This is a genomic window from Paenibacillus sp. fava2, assembly GCF_058313675.1.
In genome coordinates, this window is record NZ_CM177755.1 from 6,698,993 (window position 1) to 6,712,496 (window position 13,504).

The 13,504-nt window shown below is 55.7% G+C and carries 10 protein-coding genes; 4 read left to right on the plus strand and 6 right to left on the minus strand.

Translation table 11 applies throughout. The annotated features are described in order from the left end of the window. The first annotated feature begins 8 nt into the window (after positions 1-8). Both AC4G46_RS29620 and AC4G46_RS29625 read left to right on the plus strand, forming a co-directional pair. Positions 9-815: an ABC transporter permease gene (locus tag AC4G46_RS29620; RefSeq protein WP_491125780.1), complete on the plus strand. Its 807-nt coding sequence runs from the start codon at positions 9-11 to the stop codon at positions 813-815. A gap of 20 nt (positions 816-835) precedes the next feature. Further along, the gene (locus tag AC4G46_RS29625) at positions 836-1,633 is read left to right on the plus strand and encodes an ABC transporter permease (protein ID WP_491125781.1); all 798 of its coding nucleotides are present in this window, start codon (positions 836-838) and stop codon (positions 1,631-1,633) included. A 146-nt stretch (positions 1,634-1,779) separates the two neighbouring features. On the opposite strand, the gene AC4G46_RS29630 is transcribed toward AC4G46_RS29625, so the two are convergent. From AC4G46_RS29630 to AC4G46_RS29645, 4 genes are all read right to left on the minus strand, one after another. Then, entirely contained in the window at positions 1,780-4,788 is a 3,009-nt protein-coding gene (locus tag AC4G46_RS29630; protein ID WP_491125782.1) for an efflux RND transporter permease subunit, read from the minus strand. A gap of 307 nt (positions 4,789-5,095) precedes the next feature. Continuing rightward, a complete protein-coding gene (locus AC4G46_RS29635; RefSeq protein ID WP_491125783.1) occupies positions 5,096-6,253 on the minus strand; it encodes an ABC transporter permease in 1,158 nt (385 codons plus the stop codon). Then, a complete protein-coding gene (locus AC4G46_RS29640; protein WP_491125784.1) occupies positions 6,246-7,415 on the minus strand; it encodes an ABC transporter permease in 1,170 nt (389 codons plus the stop codon). The genes AC4G46_RS29635 and AC4G46_RS29640 overlap by 8 nt, the downstream gene beginning before the upstream one ends. Positions 7,416-7,435: 20 nt before the next feature. After that, entirely contained in the window at positions 7,436-8,371 is a 936-nt protein-coding gene (locus AC4G46_RS29645) for an ABC transporter ATP-binding protein (RefSeq protein ID WP_491125785.1), read from the minus strand. A 183-nt stretch (positions 8,372-8,554) separates the two neighbouring features. On the opposite strand from AC4G46_RS29645, the gene AC4G46_RS29650 reads away from it, so the two are divergent. Next, positions 8,555-9,712, plus strand: a complete 1,158-nt coding sequence (locus AC4G46_RS29650) for a sensor histidine kinase (RefSeq protein ID WP_491125786.1) — start codon at positions 8,555-8,557, stop codon at positions 9,710-9,712. Positions 9,713-9,764: 52 nt separating this feature from the next. Then, positions 9,765-10,427 carry a response regulator gene (locus AC4G46_RS29655; protein ID WP_491125787.1) on the plus strand — a complete coding sequence of 221 codons (663 nt, stop codon included), beginning with the start codon at positions 9,765-9,767 and terminating at the stop codon, positions 10,425-10,427. A 125-nt stretch (positions 10,428-10,552) separates the two neighbouring features. Here AC4G46_RS29655 and AC4G46_RS29660 read toward each other — a convergent pair whose 3' ends face one another. Next, a complete protein-coding gene (locus AC4G46_RS29660; RefSeq protein ID WP_491129006.1) occupies positions 10,553-11,908 on the minus strand; it encodes a PDZ domain-containing protein in 1,356 nt (451 codons plus the stop codon). 66 nt (positions 11,909-11,974) lie between these two features. Beyond that, positions 11,975-13,444: a S41 family peptidase gene (locus tag AC4G46_RS29665; protein WP_090713947.1), complete on the minus strand. Its 1,470-nt coding sequence runs from the start codon at positions 13,442-13,444 to the stop codon at positions 11,975-11,977. Between the last annotated feature and the right edge of the window lie 60 nt (positions 13,445-13,504).

The window sequence follows — 13,504 nt, forward strand, 5'->3', positions numbered from 1 at the left end:
TCACAGCCATGTCTGCCATTTCACTAAAAAAATACAGAAGCATCGCAAACCGCTCCCTGCAAAATGTGCTGGCCTACCGGACCTCCTACGTGATTGGCTTTTTGGCTAATACCGTGAACCTGCTGGCTATCTACTTTTTGTGGCAGGGCATTTACAGCGGCCGCAGCGAGGTCGGCGGATTCACCTGGGATCAGATGAAGACCTACCTGCTGGTCACCTTTCTGGCCAACTCCGTGCTCTCCTGGTATTCTGAGACATCCATCTCCGGCAAAATCCTGGACGGCAGCGTAGCGATGGATCTGCTCAAGCCGCTGGACTTCCAGAGCGCCCGCTTCTCGGAGACGTTGGGGGCCAGTCTGCTGGAGGGCGGAATGAGCGCGGTTCTGCTGACGCTTTTTGCTTCCTTCCTGTCCGGAATTACCCTGCCGCTTTCGCCGCTTGTCTATGTGCTGTTTGTCGTAAGCCTGCTCTGCGCCGTTCTAGTCAAATTCGGCGTGGTATACCTGGCGGCCTTGCTCTGCTTCTGGTCAACCGGCTCGATGGGTATCGTCTGGACGCGGATTGCCGTCACTAACCTGCTGTCCGGTGCACTCGTACCGCTGGCCTTTTTCCCGGACTGGCTGGAGCGTCTGGCCCTGTGGCTGCCGTTTCAGAGCATCATCCATACGCCGACGATGATCTTTCTGCAGCAGGCCGGAACTGCCGAGAGTCTGAAGCTGATTGCTTTGCAGGCGTTCTGGGGAATTGCCCTCTGGTTCGCCGGCAAGGCGATGTGGAACTGGGCGGTCCGCCAGGTAACTATTCATGGAGGTTAGAATGAAAGGAGTGAGGACCGGTGCGGGTATCACGGATGTTCTATCTGTACAGGCGGCTGTACGTGCAGCAGCTCAAAGCTATTCTCGAATATAATAAAGATTTCTACATATTAATGTGTTCTGCTGCGTTAACCCAGGTGCTCGGCTTTGTGTTCCTCTGGGTAATCTATGACCGGATTCCTGACATCAACGGCTGGGCGTTTTGGGAAGTGACGTTTATGTATGCGATGATTTTTGTAACGGAGGGGATTGGCTCCCTGTTCTTTGAAGGCACCTGGCGGATGAGCCGGCTGGTTAATCTGGGCGAAATGGACCGCTATCTGCTGCGGCCGGTTCCTGTTGTGCTGCAGGTCTTCTGCACAGGGATCGGGATTAATGGCCTCGGCAACCTGCTGATCGGCGGAGTCATCATCTGGCAGTCGCTGGTCCATGGAAATGTGAACTGGACTCCGGGGAAAGTCCTCATCCTTCTCCTTCTTCTGATTACAGCGGTGATTATCCGTGTATCGATTAATCTGGCTGCCAATTCAGCCGCCTTCTGGATCAAGAATGCCGGCAACGCCTTTCCGCTGATGGTCCATAACCTGGCCGATCTGGCCAAGTACCCGCTGTCGCTTTTTCCGCAGGCGATCCGTGTATTTGTCTCCACCGTGCTGCCTTACGCCTTTATCAGCTTCTACCCGGCTACTTATATTTTCGGCAAAAGCGGCTGGTCCGGCTGGTGGATGCTGGCTCCGGTAGCCGCACTGGGAAGCATGGCTGCAGCCTACGGCATCTTCCGCTTCGGGCTGTCACGTTATGAGAGTACGGGAAATTAGCCGCGTAGGCGCTTGCTGATCCTGACCTTATTGATGCGGGACATCTCGAAACTACAGGGGCAGTGCGGAATTTCCGCACTGCCCCTGCCTCTATCCTGAAATGTCCGGCTGTATCATCCGGACTTTCCTTTAGAATCAACCTATCCCTACATTGCCGCTTCAGCCTTCTTCCCCGCTTCCTTCCGCTCCTTGGCCGATCTGCGGAAATACAGCAGTTCATATACCGCCGGTACAACCAGCAGCGTCAGAACGGTTGCTGCGGTCAGGCCGCCGATTACGACAATCGCCAGGCTTTGTGAGACAATGCTGCCCTGCTCGGAATGCCCGAAAAGGAGGGGCAGCATGGCGCAGACAGTGGCAATCGCCGTCATCAAAATCGGGCGCATCCGTGTTCCCGCCGCTTCAAGAATGGCTGCACGGATGGTCATATGCTCTTCATTCTGCTTGATCCGGTCTATCAGCACAACCGCATTAGTGACTACAATACCTATAAGCATCAGGGCACCGAACAGTGCGGTAAAATCAGGTGTGATGCCCGAGATGATCAAGGCCACAATGGCTCCGATTGCCGCCAGCGGCAGCGAGAACATGATCGCCAGCGGGGCACGCAATGTCTTGAAGGTCAGCACCATGATCAGGTAGACCAGACCGATGGAGATCAGAGCTGTCATTCCAAGGTCGCCGAAGTCGCCGGCTTGATCAGCAGAAGCTCCCCCGGCAAACAGGGTTAAGCCTTCCGGCAGCGCTATACCGTCCGTCTGTTTTTTGATCTCTGCCCCGATTGCCGACACCTTCTTCGCATCCACCTCTGCGGAAATCCGCACATAAGGCTTGCCGTCCTTATGGTATAGCATCGCAGGCTGCTCCGTTACTTCAAGCGAAGCTACAGTCGAGAGCAGCTGCGGCCCTCCGGAGGTCATCACCGTAATCTGCTTGAGATCCTCCTGTGACTGCGGCTGCAGCACCGGCTCCAGCATAACCGCCGCAGGTGAGCCCTCCAGCTCCATCTGGCCTAGCGGAACCGGATTAAGCATCGCTGCAAGCTGCATGGAGATTTCCTGGGCATTTGCTGCCGCAGGATCAACATTGAAGGCAAAAACCGGCTTCGTATCCTCCATATTGCTGCTGACTTTTTGTACACCGTCCACAGCCTCAATCTTAACCATCGCTTCTTCCGCAACCTTCCGGATTGCCGCAAGGTTATCCCCGGAAATATCCACGAACTCACTTGTAGATCCAGATCCCATCATACTGGCTTCATTTGCCGTCAACGTTGCTCCTTCATAGCTGTCCTGCAGACCGCGGACATGATCGAGGAACTGCTGGGCATCGGCGCCCTCCTTCATCAGTACAGTATAGTCTACCTGGGTCAGCGAGCTCACTGTACCCCATCTGGCCATATCGGCACTGTTGCCGGATTGCATAACGACTGTCTCTGCCTCCGGCCGGCTGAGCATCTCCTGTTCCAGCTGTCTGCCCTTTTCCAGCACCTCGGCTACCGGCACATCATTCGGATACACGAGCTGGACGCCGACCATACTGGCATCCGCTGCATCAAGCGCCCCCTTGGGCATTGCAACGTAAGCGGCGATGGAGCCGGCAAGCAGCACCAGGCCTGCCGTCAGCGTAATCCACTTGCGGTGCAGATTCCAGTCGAGGAAGCGGGAAAACCACTTGGCAGGCTCATGCTCCTTCATGGATGTTCCGCGCAACAGCCATGCACTCAGCAGCGGCACGACCGTTAGCGCTACAACCAGCGAGGTCAGCAGCGAATAGGTTACCGTCAGCGCAAACGGCAGCAGAAAATCCTGCAGGCTGCCGCGCAGCAGACCCATCGGCAGGAACACCGCAACGGTGGCAATCGTCGAAGTGGTGATGGCTCTGGCGACCTCGCCAGTTGCGCTGATTACCATATCACGGGACAGCGGCTCTTTTTGCAGCCGGCGGTATATATTCTCAATTACAACTATGCTGTCGTCGACCAGCCGTCCTACCGCAACGGCAACGCCGCCGAGTGTAACGATATTCAGCGTGATGCCGGAAACTTTGAGCAGATACAGCGTCACAGCCAGAGACAGCGGAATGGATACTGCCGTTATCAGCGTAGCCCGGATGTTGCGCAGGAAGAGCAGAATGACAACTGTAGCGAACAAGGCTCCCAGCAGCACCTCACGCATCATGCTGTTGACCGAAGTGACAACCATATCTGAGGTGCTGAAGATAACGGAAAGCTCGGCACCCGGCACACTTTTATTAATATCATCGGCAGCGTCCCGCACCTTCTCACCAACATCAACCGCATTCGCACCGGCTTCCTTGGTAATTATCGCGAACAGCACATCCTTACCGTTGGAGCGGCTGACGCTCTCCTGATCAGCTTTGACCGCAACTGCAGCAATATCCTGCAGCGTTACACCGTCGGCTAACGGAAGCCTTTTTAACGTATCCAGACTGTCGATGGAAGACGTAACATTTACATTCCCCGTCTGCCCGCCGATCGTCTGCTCACCAATGGAAGCTGATACACTGCGGCCCTGGAGCAATCCCAGTACCTGTGCAGTGGAGACACCCTTTGCTGCCATCGCCTGCGGGTCCAGCTTCACATTAACCTGCGGGCTGGTTTTGCCGTAGAGCGCTACACTGGCTACGCCGTCGATCTTTTGCAGCTGTGGAATAATCGTATTCTCAGCAACCTCCAGATTCTCCTTGGTCAGCCCGTCTTCAAAGGATAACGTTGTCTGAGCGACCGGAATCATGGAGGTGTTCAGCTGAACAATGAAGGGGTCCATTACTCCTTCGGGGAACTGCAGCGCACCAATGGCTTTTTCTATGCTCTGCGAGGCCTCCTTCATATCGCTTTTTCCGTCAAAATAAAGATCTACCTTCGCATATCCGTCCCCAGAGGTGGACATCTGCCCGGTTTTACCTTTTAACGCTGCAGTTGCCGCCTCAATCGGCTTCGTAACATTATTCTCCATCGAATGTGCGTCCTGGCCCGGACCCAGTACCGTAACGGTCACCTGCGGATTGTCAGCCTCCGGCATGAATTCCATTGGCAATGTGGTATAACTTAGCATCCCCACTACAAGCGCCATGACGACGAGAAGACCTACTGCCCCTTTATTGCCAAAGGACCATTTTGTAAACCAAGTCATTGTTCCTGTACCCCTTCCACTCTCCTGATTTGAGAAGCCTTATGTCTGCATTCCTTATGTATGAGCTGCTTTCTTGCTTTAGTGTAGTGTCTTTAAAAGGATGCCAAAACCGCCTGGCGGCTGGTTTCCGGCTCAGTCTCCAGACGGTGTCCGGCTCACTCCCGGGACAGAGGCCGGCAGAAGGAGCAGGACAGGTAAGGGAATACAACGCAAAAAGCCCCTCTGCATACACAGAGGAGCTTACACAAATCCGTTTCAGATCCCGGGAAAGCCCTGTTCCCTATTAGCGGACTGCCATAGACCGCCATCAGGCGCTGATTCCCGCTTCATTCGGACGCAAAGTTGCCGAACCGAGTGCGAGCAGGATTACCGCCATCAGACCGAGGACCGCAAAGGGCAGCCACAGCTCATTCCAGCCGCCGCCGGTAGCCGCGATGTCCACCGCCTGGATGGCCCATTTCTGCGGTGTGAAGTTGGCTGCTTTCTGCATGTATTCCGGCATAATAGACAGCGGCCAGAAGCATCCGCCCAGCATGCAGGTCGGTGTAAGAATGAGTGCGTTCAGCATTCCGGCATTGCGCGGATTGCGGATCAGGCCGGCTACCGTGCCGGCGATGCCCATGGAGACGAGCATAAATGCAGCCAGCACCAGGAAGTACAAATACATCGGAATTTCATAGTCGTAGCGCAGTACCCATTTGCCCAGCACGAGGACAACGGCAATCTGGATAACGCCGACCAGAAAGCTGCCGAAAAGGTTGCCCAGCGCAATTTCATAGGAGCGGACCGGTGCGCTGTACATCCGCATCATCGTCCGGCCTTTGCGGTCATCAATAACCTGATTGACTGCGCTTGTCACCAGACTCATCAGGAACATCAGCGTCATTCCCGTTATAATGCCCAATGTCTGTCTGGGGTACAGGTCATAATCCGTCCGCACACTTCCGGCATTATGCCGCTCGGCCTGCTGCAGAATCGCGGCAAACTGTCCGGCCGGATCACCGGTGCCGCTTTCCTTCACCGTAGCTGCGGTCACCAGCATCTGCCTGGCTATGGCAGCGGCCTTCATTTTTAACAGAACCGAATCCTCCGTTATCTTCAGCTCGTATACCGTTAGCTGCGGCTGCTGGCCGCCCAGCAGCTGTGCCGTATAATCCTGCGGAATCAGCAGGCCGGCAATCCCCTCCTGGCCAATTACACTTTCTTTCATTTCCTGTTCCCCGGGACTTTCTACCAGCTCGTAATCCTCTGAGCTCCTGAGCTCTGCCAGCAGATGACTGCCTCCCGCCCCACTGTCCAGATTGGTATAGAGCAAGGTGGCTTTTGAGCTGTTATCAATGCCTCCGGTGATAGAAATAATCGCCGCAACCACGATGCCAGGCAGCACAATATACAGCATCAGCCCCTTACGCGAGCCGATCGTCCGTTTGACCATATTCCAGCCGATTGTCCAGATATTACTCATGATAACCCACCTTCCGGTATGTGAAGACCACTCCGCCGATCAGAACAAGGCACATTGCCGACATCACCAGCAGATTCGGCAGGATCTGCCCGAAGCCTGAATGCAGCATCATCCGGATGATCGCCTGCATCTCCCAGTGGTTAATCGTAAACGCCCCGACAGTGTTCACCCAGGAATCCGGCAGCGGAGCCATCCCCCCGCTGAGGAAGGTCATTCCGACCGTTACGATATTAACGATATTCGTGGCAGTTGCACTTGTTTTACTGAACATGCAGACAAGAATCGAGAACATCATCGAGGCAATGATCATCAGCAGACAGAACAGCATCAGCAGCCAAGGGCGGTTCCCCCAATACACTCCGAACAGCAGGTTGGTAAAAATAATAATCGCCGCACATTGCAGCATCGTAATGACGCCGACACCCAGCATTTTGCCGATGAACAGCTGTGAGCCTTTGACCGGCATGGAATTAATCCGGAATAAAGTATGATTATCCTTTTCACTAAAAAGAGAGCCCGTAACCGTAAGTCCGCTGTATAAAAGAAACATCAGCAGCATGGACGCCGCGTAGAACTGGGAGGCTGTATAGGTTTTTCCTCCATTGTTGAGATTTCCAAGCTGCACCGCAGACTGGTCCGCCATCGCCGGTATGACTGCTGTCAGAGCCTCAGGCCCCAGCGCCATGGCTGCTGCCTGCTTATAATTGATTTCGCTGAGAAAGTTATCGAACACTGTGCCTGCGGTAGTATTATCACTATGGTTTTTACCGAGGATCAGCTCAAGCTCCGCCTGTCCGCCGCTTTGGATTTCACTGTCGAATCCCTGCGGCACTATGACTGCATAGCCGTATTTCCCCGTACGGAGTCCGCTTTCCGCTTCCTCGCGGGTCTGCACCTCAAACGGGCTGATATAATCCTTAACCTCATCCGATTTCACAAAAGCATCCAGCGTTCCTGTTTTCGCCGGAGCTGCAGCTGCCGTATCTACAATGGCGACCTTCACCGGATTTACGTTCTCCGCGCCCTCAACCCCGACTACTCCGGAGAGTGAGGCTCCCAGCAGGAAAATCAGCACCACCGGCAGCAGAATCATATTCAGCAGCCAGGTACGTGAACGCAGCTGCCGGCGCAGCTCAAAGGTCATAATAGTCCAGATGTTCATATCCGTATACAGCTCCTTCCTCAGTCCCGCAGGGTCCGGCCGGTCAGGCTGAGGAACAGCGTCTCCAGATCCGGCTCTTCGATTTGCATGGAAACAATGCTTCCTTCATGCCTGGAAAAAATAAATAAGATATCCTGAAGCTCACTCTGAGAAGACGGCAGATACAGCTCAACCGCATCCTCTATAACCTCTACACGGTTGATCCGCGGATGCCTGCCCAGCTCGCTGATCAGTCCGGGTGTAATGTTGGTTGCTTTCACGACGATTTTTTCTTCATGGGCGACCCGTTCGCGCAGCTCCTTTTCAGTGCCGCAGGCGATGATATGCCCTTTATCCATAATGGCTACCCGGTCGCAGATTGCCGCAACCTCTTCCATGTAATGGCTGGTGTAGATGATCGTCGAACCGAGCCTGTTCAGCTCCTTGACCGACTCCAGAATATGATTGCGCGACTGCGGATCGATGCCGACGGTCGGCTCATCCATAATGATCAGCTTCGGCCGGTGCATGATTGCACAGGCAATATTCAGGCGCCGCTTCATCCCTCCCGAGAAGGTGGACGGCTTCTCCTTGGCCCGGTCACTCAGTCCGGTAAAAGCAAGCGCCTCCTCCGTCCGTTCCTTCAGCAGGCTGCCCCGCAGCCCGTACAGCTTGCCGAAGAACCGTACATTTTCCGCCGCCGTCATATTGGCATACAGCGCCAGATCCTGGGGAACGAGCCCGATCCGCCTTTTAACCTCAATCGGATGCTCCTTCACGGATATGCCGTCGATCCGGATCTCACCGGAATCATATTTCAGCAGGCCGCAGATCATGCTGATGGTAGTGCTTTTTCCCGCTCCGTTCGGCCCGAGCAGCCCGAAGATTTCTCCCTCTTCAATATTGAAATTTACATGGTCCACCGTAAGCTTCTGATCATACCGTTTAACAACATCACTGAGCACTGCAAGAGTCATCTGCTCATCTCTCCTGTTCTTATCGCTTCTATGGTTTCATTGTAGCGCATGGAGCGTTCCGCCGGAGGTACGCTAAGTCATGAGCTGGTGGTGACTAAAGTCATCTCCTGAACAGGGAGCCGGGTATGCTAAGATGAATATAGACTGTTGCGGCCTTATATTATGATACAAAGGATGAATGACTTGACCAGAGAACTGCGTATCCTCCGTTACGGCCTGCTCATTATTCCGGCCGTGCTCTCCGTATATGTCTATGATTATCCGGACTACGGCTTGTTCACCTTCTATTTTCTGATGCAGCTGCTGCTGGCAACTGCCGGCGCACGGCTGCCGAAGCCTTTCCCTGCACTGGCCGTTACTCTTGAACTGCTGTACAGTGCCTGGATGTGCCGGGAGTACGGGCTCCTGATGATCTTTCCGGCAGTCTCGGCGCTGCTCTGCTATTCCCGGCTCCAGCCCAAAGCGTTGCCTGTCCTGCTGACTGTTCTCCATCTGGGCGCGCTGAACGCCGCCTTCAGCGGATCAGCCCTGCAGGAGCAGATCTATATGAATCTCACCTTCCTGCTGGCCGCCGGGCTGAACGAGCTGCTGCGCCGGGCGGGACGCGGCCGGGAAGATACCTTGTTCCTGTATGACGAGCTGCGCAAAAAGCATTTTGAGCTGGACGAGGCCCGCGGCCGGCTGCTGCAGTTCGCTTCCCAGGTGGAGAACGCAGCGCAGGCAGAGGAGCGGGTAAGAATCTCGCGGCAGCTACATGATGATATCGGCCACCGCCTGATCCGGGTCAAAATGATGGTCGAGGCAGCCATCCATACCCTGCCGGGCTCACCTGAAGCAGGCATGGGCATGATGGGCCAGATCCGTGACCAGCTTGCCGCCAGCATGGACGATATGCGGACTGCCCTGCGGCAGGTTAACCATGCGCCCCAGCTCGAGGGAGCCTACGCCCTGGACCGGCTGCTGGAGGAGACCGGCCGGGATACCGGCATAGAAACCTCATACCAGGTGGAGGGCTATGCCTATCCGCTCTATCCGAGCATGCAGGTGGTACTCTACAAAAATGCCCGGGAGGCATTAACCAATGCCTTGCGGCACGGAAAGGCGTCGGTTGTCTGGATTTCTGTATTCTATAGCGAGCGTGAGCTTGTTATGGAGGTCGGCAACAACGGGCTGCTGCCGGAGGAGGATCAGCTGCGCAGGCTTCACGCAGGCGGCGGAATGGGGCTGAAGGGAATGAACGAGCGTACCAGCCTTGTAGGGGGAACGCTAGAGGTGCGCGCAGGTGCGCCATTCACTGTGGTTACAAGACTGCCGGTTTACCGGCAGGGTGATTTTAAATGAGTGCCATGAACAGATACATTACACCCAATCCAAACCGAGGTGAGCTTTCTGTATGATTAAAGTTGTAATTGTAGACGACGATCCTTTCATCCGCGAGAGCCTCAAGGTGCTGGTTGGCCTGGATGCGGAGATTGAAGTAGCCGGCTGCGCAGGTGACGGCGCCGAAGCGCTGACGCTGCTTCTGGGTCTGACCCCTGTTGCCGATGTCGTCCTGATGGATATCCGGATGCCGGGCTGCGACGGGGTTGAGGGGACCCGCCGGATCAAGGCGGCCTTTCCGCAGGTATCCGTCCTGATGCTGACCACCTTTGATGATGATGAATACATCATTCAGGCGCTGAGAGGCGGGGCCAGCGGATACTTGCTGAAGAATATTCCGCCGGACCGGATTATTCAGGGAATTAAAACGGTACATCAGGGCAACATGCTGATCCACCCCGATATTGCCCGCAAAATGGCGGGATTTCTCCAGTCCGCAGTACCTGCGGCGCTGCCTGTGCGGGAGCATCCGTCACTGGAATCCTACGGCCTGACCAAGGCAGAGCAAGGCATCGTTGCCTCTATTTCGGAGGGGCTGACCAATAAGGAGATCGCCGCCAAGCTGTTCCTGAGCGAGGGCACCGTCAAGAACTACATCACCGACATCCTCAGTAAGCTTGGCCTGCGTGACCGCACGCAGATTGCGATTTTTTATTTGAAAAGCCAGCGGGATTAGGGCAGATTCCATCACCTGCGCCGCGCATGGGTATGCTATAACAAAATAAGGCCAGCCCCCGCAATTACAGCGGGAGGCTGGCCTTTTGTTATACGCGAATAATAGCTGGCTGGAAATCCGGTTGATCAGGCATCCAGTGTCTCCGTATTAGCGGTATTGGCTGGCTGCCCCTTCTCCTTACTGGAGGCCGGCTGATCGTCGGCGGATTTGGCCCGCTTCAGCCCGGCCGTTGTAATTCCTCTACGGCGGGTGCGGGTCCCTGTCTTCATGCCGATAATGCCGAAGATGCCGGTTGGCTTCGCAGCTGCAGTGACGGCCTCATCCGGGTCCGGCACGAGAATCATGCCGAGCTGGTGATGGTCTCCGGCGTAGATCGGGCGCTGCAGATATTTGCTCTCCCCTTCCCGGTTCTGCACCTCCAGCTTGCAGTATGCCGGGTTCATGCGCAGCGCATCATGCAGCTGCGCCGCTTCGGTCAACAGAACCCCGTTGACCTTCAGCAGCACTTCACCCGGCAGGATGCCCAGCTCCTCCGCCGGACTGCCCGGCAGGACGGCCAGTACCTTGCGGCCGGCCGGCGGATGCACGAAGCTGGGGCTGGTGCTGCGCTCCTCCAGAGCGCTGTACCAGTTCAGGCCTTCGTGCAGGAGAAGCGCGAGCAGCGCTGCAACCAGCGTCAGCGGACTCCAGAAGGAAGCCAGCAGGCTTACGCCCAGGAGGACAACGCTGTACGCCAGCAGCCGGCCTGCGGTGCGGGCTGCCTTGCGCGCCGGCAGCAGGCTCTGGGTCATCTCGCTGAAGCCGATGATGACCGGCAGCGACACCAGCCCAAGCCCGCCGCCAAGCAGCGGCTGCCAGGGCAGATCCCCGGTTCCCGCTGCAGAGGGAACCAGCAGGAACAGCGGCAGCGGCCAGAAGGCCTCCAGCTGGTAGCCGCCGACGACCTTGCCGCGCTTGCCTTCCAGGAAGAGCGGCGATGCCAGCCGCGCGCCCTGCCAGCGCGCGAGCAGCGCTTCCGCGAGATGCAGCAGCCCGGCCAGCACGAGCAGCGCCGGGATGTCCATCTCCCGCAGCGCAGTTACCAGCCGCCCGGCTGCTCCAGCCTGAAATGCATCAGGAAAGAAGGAGAAAATGAACTGTATAATACCAAGCAACCCGATAGAGTAGGCAAAGCACAGAAATCGGACACGGAATAGCATCAGGACCAGGCTGACAATCCAGATGCAGATTACAGCGTCAGGGGGCAGCGAAATGCCTAACGCAACCGCCGCTACTGAAACGAGCAGGCCCATCACCAAACCGCTCCACACCGTCCGCCATGTTTCAAGGCCCCAGCTATGCTGCTTCACATGAATCAGCTTGCGCTCCAGCGCCACCTGTCTGCGGTAATAGAAGACAATAAACAGAAGAGCAATATAATAATAAGGCTGAATCAGCAGATGTATGACCGCTGTGCCCAAGCTTGTAAGCAGTTCTAGCATCTCATTCAAACTGTCGTCACACTCCTTCTACTCGCTTCAAAAAAAAGAAGGCTGAATTCAGCCTTCCTACTTGTTCGACGCAGCTTTCTGGATTTCCTTCCGCACCTCTTCGATTCCCCGGTTGCGCTGATTGTCATTGGCCGGGTCCTGAATGACCTTGATCAGAGCCAGCTCCAGCGCTTCCGCGGTTTTGGCATCGATGGCGCCGGTTGCCTGCAGCTTGGACGCGCTCTGGAATTTCTTCACTGCTTCCTTCGTCCCAGCGTCGAAATATCCATCCTTGCGTCCCGGCTTGTAGCCAAGTCCGTCCAGCATCGTCTGGGCGCTCTTCACATCCGAGCTGTTCATATTGTATTGCAGCGTTACACTCTTGTTAATCGGCGCCACCGAGAAATAGTCCGGCTGGGCTACCGCAATATCCGGTTCAATCCCTTTGCCGTGAATCCAGGTGCCGTCCGGTGTCAGCCACTTGGCGATCGTAATTTTCAGCAGGCTGCCATCACCCAGCTCCTTCTCGAAGCTGGTCTGCACCGTGCCCTTACCGAAGGAATGCTCACCGATCAACTTGGCTCCGGCTGATTGCTGCAGCGCTCCGGCCAGAATCTCCGAGGCGCTGGCACTTCCCTTGTTCATCAGCACGACAACCGGATAATCCTTGCTGGAGCCCTTGGAGGTGCTCACCTCGCGTGATTTATCCTTGTTCTCTACCTGTACAATAGTTTTGCCTGCAGGCACAAACTGCTCTGCCATCTCGATAACCCGCTGCAGCACACCGCCCGGATCATTCCGTACATCGATGACAAGCCCTTTCATGCCCTGCTTCTCCAAATTGTCCAGCTCTTCCTTGAACCGTTCAGCGGTATTCATGGAGAACTGGGTCACCTCAATTACACCGATTCCGTCTTTCTCCATAGTGGCATAGACGGTCTCCAGCTTCACATCGTCGCGGGTAATCACAAATTCCAGCGGCTCCGCTGATCCGGTACGCTGTACCTTGAGCGTTGCCTTGCTGCCCTTAGGCCCGCGGATTTTGGCGACTGCATCATTCAGCTCCAGCCCGTCCAGTGTTTCGCCGTTAACGGACAGGATGATATCCTTGGCCTGGATTCCGGCTTTTTCGGCCGGTGCCCCCTTGATCGGTGAAACAACGACTACCTTGCCGTTATCCGAGGATACCTCTGCACCGATTCCGGAGAAGGAGCCTTCAATGCTCTCTTCAAACTTCTCTGCTGTTTCCTTGCCCATATAATTGGAATAAGGGTCGCCGAGTGCTTCCATCATACCGTTGACAGCACCGTCGATCAGCTTGTCCCGGTCTACCGTATCGTAATAGTTATCTTCAATCAGGTTCAGCGCGGTACCCAGCTTCTGCGATTCCTTATCCTGCAGGCCGCTTCCCGTCTGCAGAACAGCCGCAACCCCTTCCCCCGCAGCTTGTCCGACAACCTGCATATAACCGGTCACGCCAAGGGTAAGAAGACTGCCGCAGAGCAGTGCAGCGACGATCATAAAGACCGCCGTGCTTTTCTTTAACATGATGCTCTCACCGTCCCTTCTGTTCATCTCACTAAGCCCGCATCCGTCCCGAAAGGACGG